The sequence below is a fragment of the Clostridium sartagoforme genome (assembly GCF_004794105.1).
Taxonomy (GTDB): domain Bacteria; phylum Bacillota; class Clostridia; order Clostridiales; family Clostridiaceae; genus Clostridium; species Clostridium sartagoforme_B.
The window spans coordinates 111,942-132,500 of sequence record NZ_SRYR01000006.1; the positions used below are offsets into that span (position 1 = coordinate 111,942).

At 29.8% G+C, this 20,559-nt stretch carries 20 protein-coding genes; 16 read left to right on the forward strand and 4 right to left on the reverse strand.

The genetic code is table 11. The annotated features are described in order from the left end of the window. Positions 1-39: 39 nt before the first annotated feature. The 7 genes from E5347_RS11995 to E5347_RS12025 all read left to right on the forward strand — a co-directional run bounded on the left by E5347_RS11995 (position 40) and on the right by E5347_RS12025 (position 6,275). Positions 40-216 carry a hypothetical protein gene (locus E5347_RS11995; protein ID WP_168354960.1) on the forward strand — a complete coding sequence of 59 codons (177 nt, stop codon included), beginning with the start codon at positions 40-42 and terminating at the stop codon, positions 214-216. A 12-nt stretch (positions 217-228) separates the two neighbouring features. After that, positions 229-675, forward strand: coding sequence for a large-conductance mechanosensitive channel protein MscL (mscL, locus tag E5347_RS12000; protein WP_136007466.1), 447 nt, complete (start codon positions 229-231; stop codon positions 673-675). Between the two features lie 193 nt (positions 676-868). Beyond that, on the forward strand, positions 869-1,945 hold the full coding sequence (locus tag E5347_RS12005; protein ID WP_136007467.1) for a pyridoxal-phosphate-dependent aminotransferase family protein: 1,077 nt from the start codon (positions 869-871) through the stop codon (positions 1,943-1,945). A 130-nt stretch (positions 1,946-2,075) separates the two neighbouring features. After that, the gene (locus tag E5347_RS12010) at positions 2,076-2,981 is read left to right on the forward strand and encodes a D-2-hydroxyacid dehydrogenase (RefSeq protein ID WP_136007468.1); all 906 of its coding nucleotides are present in this window, start codon (positions 2,076-2,078) and stop codon (positions 2,979-2,981) included. 26 nt (positions 2,982-3,007) lie between these two features. Continuing rightward, positions 3,008-4,258: a DUF1015 domain-containing protein gene (locus E5347_RS12015; protein ID WP_136007469.1), complete on the forward strand. Its 1,251-nt coding sequence runs from the start codon at positions 3,008-3,010 to the stop codon at positions 4,256-4,258. A gap of 501 nt (positions 4,259-4,759) precedes the next feature. Next, on the forward strand, positions 4,760-5,266 hold the full coding sequence (locus tag E5347_RS12020; RefSeq protein ID WP_136007470.1) for a COG2426 family protein: 507 nt from the start codon (positions 4,760-4,762) through the stop codon (positions 5,264-5,266). A 454-nt stretch (positions 5,267-5,720) separates the two neighbouring features. Beyond that, positions 5,721-6,275, forward strand: coding sequence for a rubrerythrin family protein (locus tag E5347_RS12025; protein ID WP_136007471.1), 555 nt, complete (start codon positions 5,721-5,723; stop codon positions 6,273-6,275). A 139-nt stretch (positions 6,276-6,414) separates the two neighbouring features. Here E5347_RS12025 and E5347_RS12030 read toward each other — a convergent pair whose 3' ends face one another. Continuing rightward, positions 6,415-7,107 carry a 5'-methylthioadenosine/adenosylhomocysteine nucleosidase gene (locus E5347_RS12030; RefSeq protein WP_136007472.1) on the reverse strand — a complete coding sequence of 231 codons (693 nt, stop codon included), beginning with the start codon at positions 7,105-7,107 and terminating at the stop codon, positions 6,415-6,417. Between the two features lie 214 nt (positions 7,108-7,321). Between E5347_RS12030 and E5347_RS12035 the strand changes: the two genes are divergently transcribed. Further along, positions 7,322-8,080, forward strand: a complete 759-nt coding sequence (locus E5347_RS12035; RefSeq protein ID WP_136007473.1) for a tRNA threonylcarbamoyladenosine dehydratase — start codon at positions 7,322-7,324, stop codon at positions 8,078-8,080. A 111-nt stretch (positions 8,081-8,191) separates the two neighbouring features. Here E5347_RS12035 and E5347_RS12040 read toward each other — a convergent pair whose 3' ends face one another. Further along, positions 8,192-9,061 (reverse strand): helix-turn-helix domain-containing protein, encoded by an 870-nt coding sequence (locus E5347_RS12040; RefSeq protein WP_136007474.1) that lies wholly within the window; start codon positions 9,059-9,061, stop codon positions 8,192-8,194. A 179-nt stretch (positions 9,062-9,240) separates the two neighbouring features. Between E5347_RS12040 and E5347_RS12045 the strand changes: the two genes are divergently transcribed. From E5347_RS12045 to E5347_RS12060, 5 genes are all read left to right on the forward strand, one after another. After that, positions 9,241-10,134 (forward strand): carbohydrate ABC transporter permease, encoded by an 894-nt coding sequence (locus E5347_RS12045; RefSeq protein ID WP_136007475.1) that lies wholly within the window; start codon positions 9,241-9,243, stop codon positions 10,132-10,134. 12 nt (positions 10,135-10,146) lie between these two features. Beyond that, positions 10,147-11,043 (forward strand): carbohydrate ABC transporter permease, encoded by an 897-nt coding sequence (locus E5347_RS12050; RefSeq protein ID WP_136007476.1) that lies wholly within the window; start codon positions 10,147-10,149, stop codon positions 11,041-11,043. A 14-nt stretch (positions 11,044-11,057) separates the two neighbouring features. After that, on the forward strand, positions 11,058-13,217 hold the full coding sequence (gnpA, locus tag E5347_RS12055; protein ID WP_136007477.1) for a 1,3-beta-galactosyl-N-acetylhexosamine phosphorylase: 2,160 nt from the start codon (positions 11,058-11,060) through the stop codon (positions 13,215-13,217). A 30-nt stretch (positions 13,218-13,247) separates the two neighbouring features. After that, positions 13,248-13,406: a DUF6903 family protein gene (locus E5347_RS16915; RefSeq protein WP_168354961.1), complete on the forward strand. Its 159-nt coding sequence runs from the start codon at positions 13,248-13,250 to the stop codon at positions 13,404-13,406. Positions 13,407-13,541: 135 nt separating this feature from the next. Next, positions 13,542-14,900, forward strand: a complete 1,359-nt coding sequence (locus tag E5347_RS12060) for a carbohydrate ABC transporter substrate-binding protein (RefSeq protein WP_136007478.1) — start codon at positions 13,542-13,544, stop codon at positions 14,898-14,900. Positions 14,901-15,006: 106 nt separating this feature from the next. Here the strand turns inward: E5347_RS12060 and msrA are convergent, their stop codons facing one another. Beyond that, positions 15,007-15,477, reverse strand: a complete 471-nt coding sequence (gene msrA / locus E5347_RS12065; RefSeq protein ID WP_136007479.1) for a peptide-methionine (S)-S-oxide reductase MsrA — start codon at positions 15,475-15,477, stop codon at positions 15,007-15,009. 411 nt (positions 15,478-15,888) lie between these two features. On the opposite strand from msrA, the gene E5347_RS12070 reads away from it, so the two are divergent. Then, a complete protein-coding gene (locus E5347_RS12070; RefSeq protein ID WP_136007480.1) occupies positions 15,889-16,827 on the forward strand; it encodes a GNAT family N-acetyltransferase in 939 nt (312 codons plus the stop codon). Positions 16,828-16,870: 43 nt separating this feature from the next. After that, positions 16,871-17,731 (forward strand): glucose PTS transporter transcription antiterminator GlcT, encoded by an 861-nt coding sequence (gene glcT, locus E5347_RS12075; RefSeq protein WP_136007481.1) that lies wholly within the window; start codon positions 16,871-16,873, stop codon positions 17,729-17,731. Between the two features lie 56 nt (positions 17,732-17,787). Here glcT and E5347_RS12080 read toward each other — a convergent pair whose 3' ends face one another. Further along, on the reverse strand, positions 17,788-18,309 hold the full coding sequence (locus tag E5347_RS12080) for a PTS sugar transporter subunit IIA (protein WP_136007482.1): 522 nt from the start codon (positions 18,307-18,309) through the stop codon (positions 17,788-17,790). A gap of 555 nt (positions 18,310-18,864) precedes the next feature. Here E5347_RS12080 and nagE point away from each other — a divergent pair. Next, positions 18,865-20,307, forward strand: a complete 1,443-nt coding sequence (nagE, locus tag E5347_RS12085) for an N-acetylglucosamine-specific PTS transporter subunit IIBC (protein WP_136007483.1) — start codon at positions 18,865-18,867, stop codon at positions 20,305-20,307. The last annotated feature ends 252 nt before the right edge of the window (positions 20,308-20,559 follow it).

Below are 20,559 nucleotides of genomic sequence, written 5' to 3' on the forward strand. Positions count from 1 at the left end.
AAGTAACATTATATTATGCAAAAGAAGGAGAAATATATTATGCCAGCTGGAAATGGAGTTAATTGCAAATATTGTCCTTATTATAAGAAAAGCTGTAATGGAGATGATAAAAGTTGTTTATGTTATAAGTGTCCAAGGCATCTAGGACAATGTATGTGTGTTAAATATTGCAGAGAGACAGAATCTATTTTAATTTTTGATGAAGAATATAAATAAGGAGGATTAGAAATGAAGGATAAAGGAAAAAAGTTTTTACAAGAGTTTAAAGAATTTGCTATGAAAGGAAATGTACTAGACTTAGCAATTGGGGTAGTTATGGGGGGAGCTTTCAATAAGATAGTTTCTTCATTAGTTGAGAATATAATAATGCCTTTAGTTGGATTATTAATAGGTGGAGTAAAATTTGAGGATTTAACTTATGTATTTAACATAGGGATAGGAGAAGCTGAGATAAAGTATGGAATATTTATTCAAAATGTAGTGGACTTCATAATTATAGCCTTTTCTATATTCGTATTTATTAAGGTTGTAGCTAAGTTAAATAGAAAGAAAGAAGAAGAGGAAGTAGAGGAAGAATCACCAGCTGAAGCTGAATTAACTGCTGAGCAAGTATTATTAACAGAGATAAGAGATATATTAAAAGATAGTAAAAAGCAAGATAATGTAGAAGTTTAGTTAGCATAACACAATAAAAAAATTATTTGGGGCTGTTAATTTGTACATTAATAGTGAAATATTTGTAGAATTTTGAATATTCTTTCAAAAAATTTAACAAAGTAGTTGTTAAATATATGGAAAAGTAGTAAAATTAACAATAAAATAAACAATCAATAAGCAATAAAAAAATATTAAATGGGGGAGAAACACAATGCACAAAAAGCTATTTATTCCGGGGCCTGTTGAAGTAAGACCTGATGTCTTAGAGCAACTATCAAGGCCTATGATAGGTCATAGAAGCAAGGATGCTTCAGCGCTTCAAAGAAGAATAAGTGATAACTTAAGAAAAGTCTTCTTTACTGAAAGCGAAATATTATTATCTACTACTTCAGGTAGTGGACTTATGGAGGGTGCTATTAGATCTTGCACAGCCAAAAAAGCAGCTGTATTTTCCGTTGGGGCATTCGGAAAAAGATGGTATGAAATGGCTATATCTAATAACGTTCCTGCAGATTTATTTGAAGTAGAGTTAGGACAAGCTATAACACCAGAAATGGTTGACAAAGAATTAGCAACAGGACAATATGACTTAGTTGCAGTAACTCATAATGAAACATCTACAGGAGTAATGAATCCTATTAAAGAAATAGGTGAAGTAGTTAAGAAATATCCTGAAATTGTATTTATAGTTGATACAGTAAGTTCGGCAGCAGGTACTAAGATTGAAGTAGACAATTGGGGAATTGATGTATGTATAACTTCATCACAAAAGGCACTAGGATTGCCTCCAGGACTTGCAGTATGTACTTTCTCTAATAAAGCAAAAGAAAGAGCTGAGAAAGTAAAAAATAGAGGATTCTATTTAGACTTACTATCTTTATATAATTTTATTCAAAAAAAGGACTACCAATATCCTTCAACACCATCTATTCCACATATGCATGCATTAGATTATCAACTAGACTATATTCTTAATAAGGAAGGTTTAGAAAATAGGTTTGCAAGACATATTGAATTAGCTGAAGTTGTAAGAGCTTGGGGTAGAAAGTACTTTGAATTATTACCAGAAGATAAATATTTATCAAATACTGTAACAACAATTAAGAATACTAGAAATATAGATGTTGCTGCATTAAATAAAGAATTAGGAGAAAGAGGTTTCCAAATTTCTAACGGATACGGTAGCTTAAAAGGAAAGACATTTAGAATTGCTCATATGGCTGACTGTCAAATGGAAGATATTCAAGAACTATTAAGCAATATTAATGATATTTTAGGCTTGGAATAGTATAGATAAAGTTTAGTATTACTACTAAAGGAAGTTTGGACAATGATATAAGGATAAGAGTTTAGGCTAAGGTCTAAACTCTTATTAGCATAGTAAATATAATTATTTTTAAAAAATAGGGGGCAAAAAAATGTATAGAATATTAGCAAGTGATGGCTTACAAGAAAAGGCCATTAATAATTTAATAGAGTTAGGTTTTGAAGTTGAAAATAAGCACTATGATAAAGAGGTTCTAGGAGAAGTTCTTAAAGATTTTGATGCTTTAGTAGTTAGATCAGCAACTAAGGTTACTAAGGAAGTTATTGAAGCTACTAAGGGTGGAAAGTTAAAGTTAGTAGTTAGAGCAGGTGTTGGTATAGATAATATTGATGTAGCTGCAGCTAAAGAAGCTGGAATAGAAGTAAGAAATACTCCAAATGCAAGTTCAGATTCAGTTGCAGAATTAGCGTTAGCTCATATGTTTGCAGTTGCAAGATTTGTAGGCACTTCTAACTACACTATGAGAAATGGTGAATGGAATAAAAAGAAATATGAAGGTATTGAAATCGGTGGAAAAACCCTTGGAATTATAGGAATGGGTAGAATAGGAAGAGCTTTAGCTAATAAGGCTACTGCTTTAGGAATGACTGTAGTTTACAATGATATGTTTGGAAAACAAGATGATTTAGCTTATGATTTCTTAGAGCTTAATGATTTATTAAAGATATCTGATTTTATTTCTCTGCATGTACCATATGATAAGAATGCCGGTGCGTTAATTGGAAAAGATCAATTAAACATAATGAAGGATGGATCATATATTATTAACTGTGCAAGAGGTAAGGTAGTAGATGAATCAGCTTTACTTGAAGCTTTAAATAGTGGAAAGATTGCAGGGGCAGGAATAGATGTATTTGAAGTTGAACCTAATACTAATGAAATTTTAGTAAATCATCCAAGAGTAAGTTGTACACCTCACATTGGGGCATCAACTCTTGAAGCGCAAGATAGAATTGGTGATGAAGTAGTTTCAGTAATAAAGAATTTTTTTAAGTAAGCTACAGATAAACGGGAGGAATATAGATGGCAACAATTAGACCTTTTAAAGGTATAAGACCAATTGAGGAATTAGCTTCAAAAATTGCAGCACTTCCTTATGACGTTATGAATAGTGAAGAAGCAAGGGAAATGGTAGAGGGTAATCCATATTCATTTCTTCATATAGATAGAGCAGAAATAGATCTAGATCCTTCTATAGATGTGCATGATAAAAAGGTATATGAGAAAGCTAGAGAAAATCTTGATAGAATGATTGAAGAAAAGCAATTTATTCAAGATGAGAAACCATGTTTATATATTTATAGACAAATAATGAATGGCAGAGCTCAAACTGGATTAGTATTTTGTGCATCAATAGATGATTATATAAATAATGCAATAAAGAAACATGAGTTTACAAGAGCGGATAAAGAACAAGACAGAATAAATCATGTTAATTATTGTGATGCTAATACAGGTCCAATTTTCTTAACTTATAGAGAAGATGAAGTAACTTCTGAAGTTATTAAACAATGGTCCAAAGAAGGAACTAAGAGAAAACCTGTATATGATTTTGTTTCAGAAGATGGAATAGGACATCAAGTATGGGTAATAGATAATGAATTAATAGTAAAAGAAATCGTAGCACTATTTGGAGAAATAGAAAACCTATATATTGCAGATGGTCACCATAGATCAGCTTCAGCAGTGAAGGTTGGACTTATGAGAAGAGAAGAAAATCCTAACTATACAGGAGATGAGGAATTCAATTATTTTTTAGCAGTTGCGTTCCCTGATAATGACCTTATGGTTATGGATTATAATAGAGTAGTTAAGGATTTAAATGGTCTTACTGAAGAAGAGTTCTTAAATAAGGTAAGTGAAAAGTTCATAATTACAGAAAAAGATGAACAAGTGAAGCCTTCTGATAAGCATACTTTTGGTATGTATTTAGAAAATAAGTGGTATTTACTTGAAGCTAAGGAAGGAAGCTATAATGCTGAAGATCCAATAGATAGCTTAGATGTTGCTATATTACAAAACAATGTCTTAACACCTATTTTAGGAATTGAAGATGTTAGAACATCAGATAGAATAGATTTTATAGGTGGAATTAGAGGAATAAAAGAACTTGAAAGAAGGGTCCATAAGGATATGAAGATTGCCTTTTCAATGTATGCAACAGAAGTTAGTGATATAATGAATGTTGCTGACACAAATCAAGTTATGCCACCAAAGTCTACTTGGTTTGAACCAAAGCTTAGAAGTGGACTATTTGTTCATAAGCTTAAATAAATGTCTCCACAAAATAAAGATCAACTACGAATAAAAAAGTTTGAATAAGAGAAAAAAGTGAATAAAAAATAATAGAAGTAAAGAGTGAGGAAAGTTAGGGATCACAAGGCTTTAGATAAGTTTTGAAACCTAAGTCCTTACTCTTTTTTTATTTGAAAATTTACTTTGATTTGAAGATTTTATAGTCAATCTTTATTTTACTTAAAGTTTTGGAAGTTGATTGTTAGGGGGGTGAAGTAAAGCAGAGAGGGAAGTTGAAGGAGTTATGGGAGTAGATGGATGCGTGCAGTCTTTATTTTATGTGTATAATAAATATATCTACAATATTAAAATAAACTAAGAATAAAAAAGTTTGATTAAGAGAAAAAATGAAAGAGACAGTTAATATATTAGAAAAATAGACTTGAATACTTTGTATTTATTATGTAATCTTATATATATGTAAATAAATACATTTTTAAAAATAAGATTAAAAGAAATATACAGTATAAGGAGTAAGTTATGACGGATTCGTTAATTAATTGGTTTACTAGCACATTAAGTTTTATGCCAAAAGAGCTTGTAGTGTTTATAATATCCATGGTGCCTATTTTGGAGTTAAGAGGTGGTTTAATTGCCGCTTCATTACTAGGAATTGGAGTGGTTAAAGCTATATTTTTATGTATTGTAGGAAATATAATACCTATTCCATTCATTTTATTTTTTATTACACCAATATTTAACTGGATGAAAAAGACTAAGTTATTTAGACCAATGGTTGAAAAGTTAGAGAAAAAATCAATGGCTAAAAGTGATCAAATCAAAAAATATGAGTTTTGGGGACTTGCATTATTTGTTGGAGTGCCTTTGCCAGGAACAGGTGCATGGACAGGTGCTCTTATAGCATCATTACTTGGAATTAAAACGAAGAAAGCTTCATTAGCAATTCTTCTAGGATTAATAATGGCAACAACAATAATGACCTTTATATCCTATGGAATTCCATGGATTATTCAAGCAATTGCTTAAAATATAGTAATCCATAAGGTTAAATAGACCTACATATAAAATAAAGATAAGCAATAAATAAAAAGTATCACTAAGAGAAAACAGTGAACAGATAATAATAGAATTAAAGAGTAAGATTTAATGATTATAGGTTTCATCCAATATTGATCATAAAATCTTACTCTTATTTATTTTAAGAAATTTATACATAAGTGAATTAAAATTACCTTTTATGGAATAATTAAGATGTATAAGTTGTAATAAAGTTTTTACATTTTATTAAATTAGTTCAGATAAAAAATGTTTCAGTTAAGTAAATACAAAATCAACTTATATAAAAATTGAAAGATATATATGCTTTCAATTAATGTAATTTACATTTTAAAATTATTTTTCACTCAAAATGATATAGGCACTTAAAATGTATATTATTTATTGAAACATATATATATATTTTGAAAGGATGTGTTTAAAAATGTCAGTAAATAATGCAATGACAGTAGATTTTTTATGTTCAGCTTATGGTGGAGAGAGTATGGCTCATATGAGATATACTATTTGGGCAAATGCCGCTGAAAAAGAGAAGTTCCCTAACATAGCAAGACTCTTTAGGGGGATAGCTTATGCAGAGTGGTGCCATGCTAACAATCATTTTAATGCTTTAAATAAACCAGTTGAGGATAAGACTGTAACTGCGGGGGCTGTATTTGGTCATACTAATACAGTTGAAAATCTTCAAGGTGCTATCGATGGTGAGTTACATGAAATTGATCAAATGTATCCAGTTTACTTAGAAGCAGCTAAGTTTCAAAATGAGAAGGATGCACAAAGAACATTCCATTATGCCTTAGAGGCAGAAAAAATACATGCAAAATTATTTAAAGAAGCTCAAGATAAAGCTAAAAAAGGTGAAGATATAGGTAATGAAACTATTTATATCTGTCCAATATGTGGCTTTACTGAAATTGGGGATCAAGTAGAAAAGTGTCCAGTTTGTGGTGTAAGTAAGGATAAGTTTAAAGCTTTTTAACTTACACTTTAGAAATTTATCTATAAAATGATAACTGGTCTTTTCTTGGGAAAATAATAAAATACATATTATCTTACATTAGATTTGGATCTTGATAGTTCGTATGTAAGATAATATGTATTTCTTATAATAGTCTTTATTATAACTTACGTATTATATTTTTTAATAATATAGTTGAGTTTCTAACAGCTATAGGAATGAATTTTTCATAATCCATATGAGCTCCATTATTAGCATTATCAGAAATAGATCTAATAACTACAAAAGGAATATTGTTTAAATAACAAACCTGAGCAATACTAGCTCCTTCCATTTCACAAGCCATAGCATTAAATTCTTTTTCAAACCATTGAATTTTTTCAACGCTTGATATAAATTGATCACCAGAAATTATTCTACCAGAGAAAGTGTTAATTTCTTTTATTTCTTCACAAGCTTCTAAAGATGCTTTAATTAAAGCTTCATCACATTTAAAGTCAAAAGTATCTAATCTAGGTATTTGACCATGTGGATCTCCGAAAACTGTTGTATCCATATCATGTTGAACTAAGTTAGTTCCTACAACTACATCTCCTGGATATATATCTTTACCTATTCCGCCAGCAACTCCAACATTTATTATAGAAGTTACATTGAACTCAGATATTAAAATTTGAGAACAAACAGCAGCATTAACCTTACCTATTCCACATACTACAGCTATAATATCTTTATTATCTAAAGTTCCCTTGTAAAAGGTCATATTTGCTTTTTTAGTTTCTTCATTAATAGTCATATCTTTTAGAAGAAGATCTAATTCTTCTTGCATAGCACTTACAATACCTAAAATCATAAAATTTCCTCCTTAAATTTTATGTATTAAAACATAATCTTTTAATATAGTACCATATTATTTAATTCATTTAAATAAAATATAAGTTTATGTTATTTGTTAAATTTACAAGTTTTGAAAGAAAAATATTGTTGTTTAAAGCTTTATAATAGTCTAAAATAAGATATATTATATTTATATATTTTAAAGGTAGATAAAAAGGAGAGAAACATAAATGATACAACATCCATTATCTAGAACAGAATTACTTATAGGGAATGATGGACTAGGAAAGCTAAAGAATGCTAAAGTTATGGTTTTTGGTGTTGGTGGTGTAGGAAGCTTTGCTGTAGAAGCTTTAACTAGAGCTGGAGTTGGAACTTTAATATTAGTAGATGATGATACAGTATGCCTAACTAATTTAAATAGACAAATACATGCAACATATCAAACTGTAAGTAAAGTAAAAGTAGAAGTAATGAAGGAAAGAATACTTTCTATTAATAGAAAATGTAATGTTATTACTCATCAAATATTTGTAACACCTGAGAACTTAAGTGATTTAATACCTGATGATGTTGATTACGTAATAGATGCTATAGATACAGTATCTGCAAAAATTGCATTAGCTGAGTATTGCTATGAAAAAGGAATTAATGTAATAGCATCTATGGGTACTGGAAATAAATTAGATCCTACTCAATTTAAGGTTGCAGACATATATGACACTAAGGTTTGTCCACTTGCTAAGGTGATGAGATATGAACTTAGAAAAAGAGGAGTAAAGAAATTAAAGGTTGTTTATTCAGAAGAAAAACCAAGAAAGCCTAGAGAAGAAGATGTAGTAACTTGTAAGACTGGCTGTATTTGTACAGGTGGAACTAAGAAATGTGCATCTAAGAGACAAATACCTGGAAGTATATCTTTTGTACCTCCAGTAGCTGGAATGATACTAGGTGGAGAAGTAGTTAAATCTATTTTAGAAATTGAATAATAGGGTGCTAGCGCACAATGAATAATGTAGAATTAAATAAAAAACTCCTATGGAGTTTTTAAATTTGAATTATTTTTAAATGGGCTATCTTTATAGACAGCCCATTTTTCTTTAAACTTTCTCTAAAACAGAATTTTCAATTCTATAACTTTTAGGAGACATGCCAGAGACTTTTCTAAACATCTGACTAAAGTAGGATGAGTTAGAAAAACCAACTATTGAGGCTATATCTCTTATTGAGTAATTAGTAGTTGCAAGTAAGTTTTTTGCTTCTTGTATTCTCCTAGTTATTACATAATTAATAGGAGATACTCCTATTTCCTTTGTGAAAGTATGGACTAAGTGAAATTTGTTCATATAAGATAGGTCTGATAAAAAATCTAAGGTTATATTCTGCGAATAGTGTGCATCTATATAGTTTTTTATTTTCATGCATTCTAAATTTATTTTTTCTTGAGATTCTTCTATGAATAGAGAGGATGTAGTGTTACGAATAATGTGAGTTATAAATAGTATTAGTATGCTTTTACAGACTAGTTCATAATTAAAAGCTTTATTCTCAACTTCTAATAGTAATCGATCAAAATAATCTAATATTATCTCTTTGTCTCTAAAACAATTCTTAATTATATATTGTTTAATTTGCCTATCATTATCAATTAAGCTATATGACTCAGGGAAATTTAGCAATAGGTTGTCCACTCCGAGGACAGTGTATTCCAATGGAACATCTGAAAGAGAAGACTTTTCAGTATGTAAGCAATTTGGATTAATTATAATAAGGTCCCATTTGTTTACCTTAACTACCTTATCATCTAGTAAAAATGTACCTTGACCATTAGTAATAAAGAATATTTCAGTAAAAGGATGAAAGTGAGCAGTGCTATGCCAATCGTTTTCATATTTTGATTTACTAATATAGAGAAGCTCATAATTAGGATCAGCATTATGCTTATCAATCAAATACCGTGTATTACCCATTTTATACCTCCAATAAAAACCAATTATATATATTATACCACAAGATATATAAAAATATAACTTGTTGCTGATAGCAACTTTACACAAAAATAAAGCAACAATATTATTGTGTAAAAGATTACAAACGAATACAATTAATGTATAGACACAGAGAGAATATGAGGGGAGCGTCGATAAGGATGCGTAAAAAAAGTACTGTAAACAAGGTGTTTATTGGGTTTTCCGTTATTCCTGCACTTATACTGTTCACCGTATTTATGGTAATTCCAACTGTAAATGTATTTTGGATGTCACTATTTAAATGGGGTGGATTATCAAACAACAAGAAATTTGTAGGATTTGACAATTTTGCAATATTACTAAAAGACACCAATTTTATTAAAGCATTTCAAAACACAATTTTTTTATTAGTAGTAGTAACCATAATAACTATGGTTCTAGCAATAGCATCAGCTGCTGTATTAACTAAAAAGGATACTAAGTTTAAAAACTTCTTTAGAGTAGTTTTTTATTTTCCTAACATATTATCAGTAGTTGTAATATCTGCTATATTCTCAGCGATTTTAGATCCTGAGAAAGGAATAGTTAATTCTTCATTAGGTGCCTTAGGATTGGACAACCTAAAGAGGATGTGGCTTGGAGATCAGAAGATTGTAATATGGTGTATAGCCTTTGCAATGATATGGCAAGCAGTTGGATATTACATGGTTATGTATATGGCAAGTATGAGTAGTATTCCAGATAGTTTATATGAAGCTGCAGATTTAGAAGGGGCTTCAAGGCTACAACAGTTTTTCCAAATAACACTACCTTTAGTATGGAATGTTATAAGAACAACATTAACTTTCTTTATAATAAGTACCATAAACTTAAGTTTCTTATTTGTAAAGGTTATGACTGCAGGGGGTCCAGATGGTTCCTCAGAAGTATTTTTAAGTTATATGTACAAGCAAGCTTATTCTAATTCATCCTATGGATATGGAATGGCTATTGGAGTAATAATATTTATTTTCTCATTTGGTTTATCTTTATTTATTAGTAAAGCAACTAAAAGAGATGTAATTGAGTTTTAAGGGGGGATTAATATGGAGAAGTCAAACAAAACTATATCAACAGAAAAACTTGTAAAAATATTTACTTATTTATGTTTAGGTATATTTGCTCTTAGTATATTAATTCCTTTAGGATGGGCAATTCTAGCATCATTTAAACATAAATCAGAATTCTATGGGAATCCATGGGCATTACCTCAAGGATTTTATTTAGAAAACTTTAAAAAGGCTTTTGTGGAAGCTAATATGGGAGAATATTTTATTAATTCCATTATAGTGACTGGACTAGCTTTGATAATATTATTAGTTGTTTCTATACCAGCAGCTTATGTATTATCAAGATTTGAATTTAAAACCAAAAAGTTCTTGAACTTATTATTTTCAGCTGGATTGTTTATAAATGTTAACTATATTGTAGTTCCAATATTTTTATTAGTCCTAGATGGAGAAAAGTATATTAGAAGAATTTTTGAGCTTCCAGCTAGTATGACTGTGTTTTTAGATAGTAGGATAGTTTTAAGTATTATATATGCTGCAACAGCATTGCCATTTACTATACACCTTCTTACAACATTCTTTAAATCATTACCTAAGGCTTATGAGGAAGCTGCTTACGTAGATGGATGTAGTAATTTAAAAACATTAATTCATGTAATAATGCCTATGGCAAAGCCAAGTATAATTACAGTTATATTATTTAATTTCCTAGGATTCTGGAATGAATATATAATTGCTTTAACATTATTGCCAAACAAGGCAAAGACATTACCTCTTGGATTAATAAACTTAATGCAAGTACAAAAAACTGCAACAGATTATGGTGCTCTATATGCAGGGTTAGTAATCGTTATGATACCAACAATGATTTTATATATATTAGTACAAAAGAAATTAACAGAAGGTATGACTGTAGGCGGTATTAAAGAATAATAAGGAGGACAAAAATGAGTAAGGGTAGAATAACAATCCCAACTGATGATAATTTTATTAAAGAAACAATGGAGATAGCTGAAAAGTGGGGGGCAGATGCTATAAGAGACTGTGATGGTTTTAAGCTTCCTAAGAACATAAAAGATTTAGCTAGAAAGGTTTATTCAACATATTTTGTTGCTCGTGGAGACAATGAGTGGGCAGAAAAGAATCCTGAAGAATTACAACAAACTTACTTAATGACAAAACATCATTTAGCTAAAAGTGATACTTTAGTTATTGATATAATGGAAGGGTATTTTAAGGAACAAGTAAAACCAGATAGTTACCATGATGTAAAAGAATTCTGGGAAGTAATAGATAGAACAACAGGTGAAGTAGTATCTCTAGATAATTGGAGTTATAATGAAGAAACTCAAGAAGTGACTATTAATAATGTTACTCCTTGGCATGAATATACAGTTTCATTCTTAGCTTATTGCATATGGGATCCAACGCAAATGTATAATCATATTACAAATAATTGGGGAGACAAGCCTCATGAAATGCCATTTGATGCAAGACAGCCTAAGACTAATAAATATATTTTTGAAGCTATGCATAAATGGTTAGATGAAAATCCAGATGCTGATGTAGTAAGATTTACAACTTTCTTCTATCATTTCACATTAGTTTTCAATGATAGAGCAAAAGAAAAGTATGTTGACTGGTTTGGTTATAGCTCTAGTGTAAGTGCAGATGGGTTGAGGGAGTTTGAAAAGGTTAAAGGGTATAAGTTAAGACCTGAAGATATTATAGATCAAGGATATTATAATAGTTCTTTTAGAGTTCCAAGCAAAACTTACTTAGATTATATGGACTTTACTCAAAAGTTTGTATCTGAAAATGTAAAGAAGTTAGTAGATATAACTCATGAACATGGTAGAGAAGCTATGATGTTCTTAGGAGATAACTGGATAGGAACAGAGCCTTATGGAAAGTATTTTGAAAACATTGGACTTGATGCAGTAGTTGGTTCAGTAGGTGGAGGAGCAACATTAAGAATGATTGCTGATATCCCAGGTGTTAAATACACTGAAGGAAGATTTTTACCGTACTTCTTCCCAGATACATTCCATGAAGGAAATGATCCAACTATAGAAGCAAGAGAAAACTGGTTAACAGCTAGACGTGCTATAATGAGAAAACCAGTTGATAGAATAGGTTATGGTGGATACTTATCCTTAGCGTATAAGTTTCCTAAGTTTGTAGATTATATAGAAGGAGTTTGTGATGAATTCAGAGAAATATATGATACGATTGATGGAAATAAGCCTTATTGTGGATTGAAAGTAGCAATATTAAATTGCTGGGGTAAATTAAGAACTTGGCAAACTCATATGGTTGCACATGCATTATGGTATAAGCAAATATATTCATATTTAGGAGTTATAGAAGCTTTAAGTGGGATGAGTTTAGATGTTTCATTTATAAACTTCGAGGATATTAAGAATGAAGATACTCTTAAGGATATAGATGTAATAATTAATGCAGGGGACGCTGGTACTGCCTTCAGTGGTGGAGAAAACTGGTTAGATGAGGAAGTTACATCAATTATAAGAGAGTGGATTTATAATGGTGGTGGATTTGTAGGAATTGGTGAACCATCAGCAGCTTTAGGTGGAGGACACTTCTTCCAATTAGCTAATGCACTAGGTGTTGATAAAGAGTTAGGCTTCTCATTAAGTACAGATAAGTATTTTAAAGAAGAAGTATCTTCACACTTTATTACAGAAGATGTATTTGAAGATATAGATTTTGGAGAGGGTCAAAAGAATATATACTCATTAAGTGAAAATACAGAAATAATTAAGTATGAAAATGGCGACTTACTTATGTCTGCTAACACATATGGAAAAGGACGTGCTGTATATATAGCAGGATTACCTTACTCAATACAAAATACTAGAATATTAAATAGAGCTTGCTTCTATGCAGCAAATAAAGAAAGTGAAATGAAAAAATGGTATGCAGATAACTCATATTGTGAAGTGTCAGCTTATATAGAATCAAAGAGATATGCAGTTATTAATAATTCTAATGAAAAGCAAGTGACGAAAGTTTATGATGGTGAAGGTAACTTTATGGAAATTGAACTTAAGCCAACTGAAATAAGATGGATGGATATAAAATAATATTTTTACTAAAACCCTAGGGGGGATACTATGTTAAAGAAAATTGTTATGTTTATTGCGTTTATTATATTTATGTTTTTAGTTGTTAAGGGCAATTCAATTGTTGGATATTCAGGCTTGGCAATGATGATTATAGGTCTTATTGGCGTAGTTTCTGAGTTGTATATCTACAACAAGAAATATCAATAAAATTTTGTTGTCCAAATAATAGCAACATAGATATAATAATCAGCAAAAATATTATATTAATAACGTTTACAAAGATGTAAAATTAATTTATAAACATTATGGTATTTAAATGAGTTTTAAAAGGGAGGAATAAAAATGAAAAAAAGGACATTAGCTTTAATATTAAGTTCACTTATGGCCCTAACTACTTTAACAGGCTGTGGAAGTAATGGTGACGGTAAGGATACTGATAGTGGAGCTGCAGAAAACAAAGTATTAAAGGTAGCTGCGTTCCAAGGTGGATATGGGAAAGCTTATTGGGAAAAACTAAAAGAAGGCTTCGAAAAGCAACATGAGGGAGTAACTGTAGAATTAACAGTTGAATCTAATATAGAAGAAGTTATTCGTCCACAAATACAAGCTGGAAATGTTCCGGATTTTATATACTTAGCTACTGGTAGACCAGATGCATTAACAGAAACGTTGATTAAGGAAGAAGGATTACATGATTTATCAAAGGTACTAGATACAAAGGTACCTGGTGAAGATGTAACAGTTAAGGATAAATTACTTCCAGGATTTATAGATAGTTATGCGACTAATCCATATGGAGATGGAAAATCTTATTTATTACCATTATTCTATAGCCCAACAGGATTATTCTATAATAAGGGATTATTTAAAGAAAAAGGGTACGAGCTTCCAACTACTTGGGATGAAATGTTTGCTTTAGGAGATAAAGCAAAAGCTGATGGTATATCATTATGGGCATATCCAACTGCAGGATACTTAGACTGTATGATACCACCAATGTTAGCAGCTGCTGGTGGTGAAAAAGCATTTGATGATGCAATGAATTATGCTGAAGGTGTTTGGACATCTGATGCTGCTAATAAAACTTTTGAGACTTTTGGAAAACTTAAAGATTACTTAGAGCCAACAGTTGTAGCTAATGCTAATAACCAAGGTTTTAAGAATAACCAACAATTAGTTTTAGATAATAAAGTATTATTTAGCCCTAATGGTACTTGGTTACCAGAAGAAATGAAGGATGCTCCAAGAGCAGAAGGATTTGAATGGGGATTCATGCCTTATCCAGCATTTGAAAAGGGTGGAGATCAATATTCAGTAAGCTTTATTGAACAAATGTATATTCCTAAGGATGCAGAAAATATAGAATTAGCAGAAGAATTTATGGCATACCTTTATAGTGATGAAGCAGTTAAGATAATAGCACAAGATGCTAAGGGTGTAGTTCCAGTAGCTGGATCTATGGAAATAGCAGCTGAATTCTTAGATCCATTACAAGTAGAACTTTTAAAGATGTATGATAATGGTGCAAAAGCTTTAATCGGAGTATTTGCAGCAACTGAACCAGTAGAAGGTTTAACTTATTCTGATGTTTATGCTGGAACTATTGATTCAGTTATGAATGGAAGCAAGACAGTTCAAGAATGGCAAACATCATTACAAGAAGCTACTGATAAAATGAGAGCTAGTATCATAGCTAACTAGTGATTAATTAATAAAAATATATAATAAAAACTCAGCAAGTTGAACTTATCAATATCCAAATGATATAGAAAGATTCACTAGCTGAGTTTTTTATTATAGCTTTATATTACAGTTTTATATGGCAATAGCCATTAGGATTTTTCTTTAAATATTTTTGGTGATACTCTTCTGCTTTATAGTAATTTACTAATGGAGTAATTTCAGTAACGATTTTTTTATCATAATTCTTTTGATTTTCTTCTTTACTTTTAATTATAGTAGGGAGATCTTCTTCACTTGTATAGTATATTCCTGTTCTATATTGGCTACCAACATCAGGCCCTTGTCTATTTAGAGTTGTTGGGTCTACTATTGACCAGTATTCCTTAAGTAAGGTTTCTAAAGTTACCTTATTTTCATCATATTCAACTTTACATACTTCAGCAAAGTAAGTATTTTTATAACAAACATCTTCGTAAGTTGGGTTTTCAGTCCTTCCGTTAGCATATCCAACTTCAGTATTTATAACGCCTGGAATTCTAGATAGGAATTCTTCTACTCCCCAGAAACATCCTCCAGCTAAAACTATTTTCTTCATTCTAATTCACTCCTTTTAATTTTAATATTTTAATATTTAAATATATTATATATTTATTTCAATAAGTAATCTATACTATGAGTAATTATGGTATTTTAAGTGAAAATAATTTTAAAAAAATATCGATTAAAAACATCAATCTTATATACATCTAATAATATAGTTATCTAAAATATTTTTCCTTTTAAAGGTGTATTTTAAAAATACTAAGTATTATAAATAATTTAAATATTTAATAATATAATTGCTTTTTTTTGATATTATTAGAGAAGGTATGATTTAATTAATAATAATAGTTAATTACTTTTAGAATTATATTAAAGGTTTGATTATAAAATAATGTTGTGTAATTTAGGTGTTTATTTGTATAATAATAACTATGCAAAGATAATTTACTTAGGAGAATTTGTTATGAGCGAAAGTAAAGCAATATCTATTAATCAATCAAAAGGAAATATTAATGATTATATTATTAAAGATAAAGATAATATTCTGATAGGAAGATTTACTATTACTGAATTAGATAAAGAGAGTAAAAAGTGCAATATTAGATTGAAATTTTTTAAAAATGATAAGCATAATTTATTAAGGGAATCAGTAATTAGTATAGTTAGGGCTATCTTTAAGGATAATAATACTTATAAAGTTAATATTTTAGTAGATGAAAATACTAACTATAAGGTTTTTTTAGACTTAGGATTCAACTTGGAAGGAATATTTTCAGAAAATTTATTTTCAAATGGAATATTTCTAGATGAACTTAGCTTTGGTGTTAATAGAAATGACTTTAATAATATTCAAAGAAATTATATAGTTAAACTAAAGGGGAAAAATATATTACTAAGAAATCTTAGCCCTGAGGATTCAGAAGATTTATTAGAGTATTATATTAGAAATGAAGATCACCTAAGAAATTATGAGCCAAGTAGAGATAAAAATTTTTATACTATAGAAGCACAAAAAGATATTCTTTTAGAGAGTTATAAGGGATTAATGTCTGGTAAGTGTGTTGATTTCGGAATCTATAAGGATGATAAGCTTATTGGGAAGATAAAAATATCAAATATAGTATATGGTGTGTTCAAAAGCGGTATAATTGGTTACTCTATGGATAAGGATTATCAAGGGAGGGGTTATATGAAGGAAGCTTTAAGGATGGCATTAAGATATGCTAGAGATGAACTTGAGCTACATAGATTAGAGGCTTCTGTTTTAGTGGATAATGAAAGATCTAAAAATGTATTAACTAGTTGTGGTTTTAAAGAAGTTGGGTTAAATGAAAAATATTTATTTATTAATGGTGGGTGGAAAGACCACTTAACGTTTTATAGGGTATTAGAGGACTTCTAATATTACATAAACTAATATTATTTTTAGTAAAGGTAGGAGTATTATGTATAAGGTTATATTAAACAAAGATGCAAGTGTTATAAAATCTTTTAATAATAACATTTTGCTTGTTAAAGAAGAGGGGCAAGAAAAAATTCTTTTTCAAAAAGGTATTGGATTCGGTAAAAAGCTAGGGGATATTGTAAAAAAGGGCACAGTAGTTGAAAAAGTATTTATAATTGAGGATAAGGAGAATCAACGAAACTTTAATGAAATATTAAATAGAGTTGATACGAAATTAATTGCTATTGTAGAAGAAGTTATTGCAGAGATATCAGATGAGCTAGGGGAAGAACTTAATGAAAATATCCATATAGGATTAGTAGATCACTTATTCTATGCTATAAAGAGATTAGAGAATAATGAAGAAATAGATAATCCATTCCTAGTTGAAATAGAAACACTGTATGCTAGGGAATTTTCAATGGCATCTAGGCTGGCTTATAGAATTAAAGAAGAACTAGGAGTTGAAGTACCAGAAGGAGAAAAGGGATTTATTACTCTTCATATACATTCTGCTAGAAATAATGGTAAATTATCTAATACTATAAAATATAGTTTTTTAAGTAATTCTATTATAGAGCATGTTGAAGACAGGCTTAATATAGAAATAGATAGAAGATCTCTAGATTATGCTAGGTTTTTAACTCATATAAGATTTGCTATTGAAAGAATTATAACTAATAGTCCTATAAAAAATGATTTAGTAGATATAATTAGAATGAAATATAAAGTATCATATAAAATTGCAGAGGAAACAAGAAAGATTATATGTAAGACTTTAGATATAAAAGAAATATCAGAAGATGAGGTAGCTTATTTAGCTATGCATATTGAGAGGTTTAGGGTATCTCTTGAAAAATAAGTTTATAAAAAATAAGAATCAGTATTAAATACTGATTCTTATTTTTGATGTAGTTATTACACTTCAAAATTTACTAATGTAGTTTCTCCAGCTACTACACTACCTGTTTCAACAGCAGATATTGATTTAGTTGCATCAACATTTGTTATTAAAACTGGAGTTGCAAGAGATAATCCTTTGCTTAAGATAAACTCTCTATCTATTTTTATTAATGGAGTACCAGCCTTAACTTTTGTTCCTTGTTCTACTAATTGTTCAAAACCTTCTCCATCAAGGGAAACAGTTTCTAAACCAATATGAACTAATATTTCTAAGCCGTTTTCTAATGTCATAGCAAAAGCGTGCTTAGTTTTAAAGATTAAAGTAACTTCTCCATCAGCAGGAGCAACAACAGTATCTCCTTCAGCCATAATAGCTGCTCCATCACCTGCTAACTTTTCAGCAAAAACTGGATCTGGAACCTCTGATAAAGGCATTGCTTTACCTGAAACTGGTGCAACTAAAGTATTAGCTTTAGCAACTACAACTTCTTCTTTATTTTCTTCTGAATTGAATAGGTTTTTAAAAAACTTAAACATAGTACTTCCTGAATAGTCAGGAATCCACATCCTTTCTATTTCATATTTTAATCTTGTTTATATAAATAGTATTCATTTAAAACAAAAAATAAATACACAGATATATCATAATTAATAAAAACAAAAGGCATAAGTCCTATATTATAATAGTGGACTCATGCCTGATTTAACAGTAACACGTCTAGTATGATTATATCTATAATTATTTATAATTGTCAATAAATTATAAAAAAAAACAGTACATTAATTATAATAAAATAAATATATTATTACATAAAATAAATAATAATATAATTAAGAAATTAAAGATATTCAAAATTACAAAGGAAAAATAAAAAAAGTTAAAAAAACTATTGAAAACAATAACATATGGTGATACAATAACATTGTAAGTTAAATATATGTGCAAGTTTAGGCGTGTTATCAATTAGTTGAGCATGAGCCGAGGAGGATTTATTCTATTAGAATATCCTTTTCGGCTTTTTTTATTTTATAGGAATTATTTATGTTATGGTTTAAATTTGTACATAATAAAAACAAGGAGGAATTATTATTATGATGAAGTATCTTCAAAGACTAGGAAAATCATTAATGCTTCCAGTTGCAGCTTTACCAGTTGCAAGTATCCTAATGGGTATTGGTTATTGGATTGACCCAACAGGTTGGGGAGCTAATAATGTAGGAGCAGCTTTCTTAATAAAAGCTGGTGGAGCATTAATAGACAACATGGCAATACTATTTGCTATAGGGGTAGCTGTGGGGATGTCAGATGACAACGATGGAACAGCAGGACTTGCAGGTCTAGTTTCATGGCTTGTAATTACAACATTATTAAGCCCAGCAGTTGTTGCTATGTTTAAGGGAATTGATGTTGCAGAAGTACCAGCAGCATTCTCAAAGATTCAAACTCAATTCGTTGGTATAGTTGCAGGTATAATTGGGGCATCTTGCTACAATAAGTTTAAAGGTACAAAGTTACCAGATGCTTTAGGATTCTTTAGCGGTAAGAGATCAGTTGCTATAATGACAGCTTTAGCATCATTAGTTGCAGCATTAGTATTATTCTTTGCATGGCCAGTAGTTTATGGTGCATTAGTATCATTTGGTGAAGCTATTATTTCAACTGGAGCTATTGGAGCAGGTATTTATGCATTCTTTAACAGATTATTAATACCTACAGGATTACATCACGCACTTAACTCAGTATTCTGGTTTGATGTTGCAGGAATCAATGATATAGCTAACTTCTGGGGAACTATGGGAGATGGAGTATATGGTCAAACAGGAATGTACATGACAGGATTCTTCCCAGTTATGATGTTTGGTTTACCAGCTGGAGCTTTAGCTATGTATCATACTGCTAAATCTAACAAGAAAAATGCTGTATATGGATTATTATTAGCAGCTGGATTATCTTCATTCTTTACAGGAGTTACAGAACCATTAGAATTTGCATTCATGTTCTTAGCGCCAGGACTATATGTATTACATGCAGGTTTAACAGGTATATCTGCAATAGTTTGTACATTATTACCAGTAAGATCTGGATTTAACTTCAGTGCTGGTTTCGTTGATTGGATATTAAGCTTTAAGGCACCAATGGCACAAAATCCATTATGGTTAATACCAATAGGTTTAGTATTTGCATTAATTTACTATGTATCATTTAGATTTGTTATTACTAAGTTTGACTTAAAAACTCCAGGTAGAGAAGATGATGATGAATTAACTGAAAACACTGTAGTATCTGGAGATATGGGAGAATTAGCTAAGGCTTATATCGAAGCTTTAGGTGGAAAAAACAATATAGTATCAGTTGATAACTGTGTAACTAGATTAAGATTAGGTGTTAAAGACAACACTATAATCGTAGATAAAAAGTTAACAGCTTTAGGAGCTAGAGGGGTTATAAGACCAGGAAAAGGCAATATCCAAGTTATAGTTGGAACAAATGTACAATTCGTTGCTGATGCTGTAAAAGCTGAATTAAAGAAATAATTTAATAATAAGTAATTAACGGGGGAGTCGAAAGATTCCCCCTTATTTTTGTTCCAAATTGAATCTTATTACTATTATTAGTGGTTATTTTATATAATTAAATATGAAAATATAAAATAGTTGCAATTAACTTATCCAGGTGTATCAATAATAGAAAAACAAAGAAAAAAGAAGAATTTTATATTATTATATATATAAACTAAAAATATAGAGGTATTTATAAGGGTAGTGCTCTAGTTATCATGATATTAT

Bases quoted from the DNA above. Each gene is read 5' to 3' on its own strand.
- E5347_RS12015 (WP_136007469.1), top strand. From the start codon at position 3,008: ATGGCAACAATTAGACCTTTTAAAGGTATAAGACCAATTGAGGAATTA.
- E5347_RS12040 (WP_136007474.1), bottom strand. From the start codon at position 9,061: ATGGGTAATACACGGTATTTGATTGATAAGCATAATGCTGATCCTAAT.
- E5347_RS16915 (WP_168354961.1), top strand. From the start codon at position 13,248: ATGTTAAAGAAAATTGTTATGTTTATTGCGTTTATTATATTTATGTTT.
- glcT (WP_136007481.1), top strand. From the start codon at position 16,871: ATGTATAAGGTTATATTAAACAAAGATGCAAGTGTTATAAAATCTTTT.
- E5347_RS12050 (WP_136007476.1), top strand. From the start codon at position 10,147: ATGGAGAAGTCAAACAAAACTATATCAACAGAAAAACTTGTAAAAATA.
- E5347_RS12035 (WP_136007473.1), top strand. From the start codon at position 7,322: ATGATACAACATCCATTATCTAGAACAGAATTACTTATAGGGAATGAT.
- E5347_RS12070 (WP_136007480.1), top strand. From the start codon at position 15,889: ATGAGCGAAAGTAAAGCAATATCTATTAATCAATCAAAAGGAAATATT.
- msrA (WP_136007479.1), bottom strand. From the start codon at position 15,477: ATGAAGAAAATAGTTTTAGCTGGAGGATGTTTCTGGGGAGTAGAAGAA.
- nagE (WP_136007483.1), top strand. From the start codon at position 18,865: ATGATGAAGTATCTTCAAAGACTAGGAAAATCATTAATGCTTCCAGTT.
- E5347_RS12060 (WP_136007478.1), top strand. From the start codon at position 13,542: ATGAAAAAAAGGACATTAGCTTTAATATTAAGTTCACTTATGGCCCTA.
- E5347_RS12080 (WP_136007482.1), bottom strand. From the start codon at position 18,309: ATGTTTAAGTTTTTTAAAAACCTATTCAATTCAGAAGAAAATAAAGAA.
- E5347_RS11995 (WP_168354960.1), top strand. From the start codon at position 40: ATGCCAGCTGGAAATGGAGTTAATTGCAAATATTGTCCTTATTATAAG.
- E5347_RS12020 (WP_136007470.1), top strand. From the start codon at position 4,760: ATGACGGATTCGTTAATTAATTGGTTTACTAGCACATTAAGTTTTATG.
- E5347_RS12025 (WP_136007471.1), top strand. From the start codon at position 5,721: ATGTCAGTAAATAATGCAATGACAGTAGATTTTTTATGTTCAGCTTAT.
- E5347_RS12005 (WP_136007467.1), top strand. From the start codon at position 869: ATGCACAAAAAGCTATTTATTCCGGGGCCTGTTGAAGTAAGACCTGAT.
- E5347_RS12030 (WP_136007472.1), bottom strand. From the start codon at position 7,107: ATGATTTTAGGTATTGTAAGTGCTATGCAAGAAGAATTAGATCTTCTT.
- E5347_RS12010 (WP_136007468.1), top strand. From the start codon at position 2,076: ATGTATAGAATATTAGCAAGTGATGGCTTACAAGAAAAGGCCATTAAT.
- E5347_RS12045 (WP_136007475.1), top strand. From the start codon at position 9,241: ATGCGTAAAAAAAGTACTGTAAACAAGGTGTTTATTGGGTTTTCCGTT.
- mscL (WP_136007466.1), top strand. From the start codon at position 229: ATGAAGGATAAAGGAAAAAAGTTTTTACAAGAGTTTAAAGAATTTGCT.
- gnpA (WP_136007477.1), top strand. From the start codon at position 11,058: ATGAGTAAGGGTAGAATAACAATCCCAACTGATGATAATTTTATTAAA.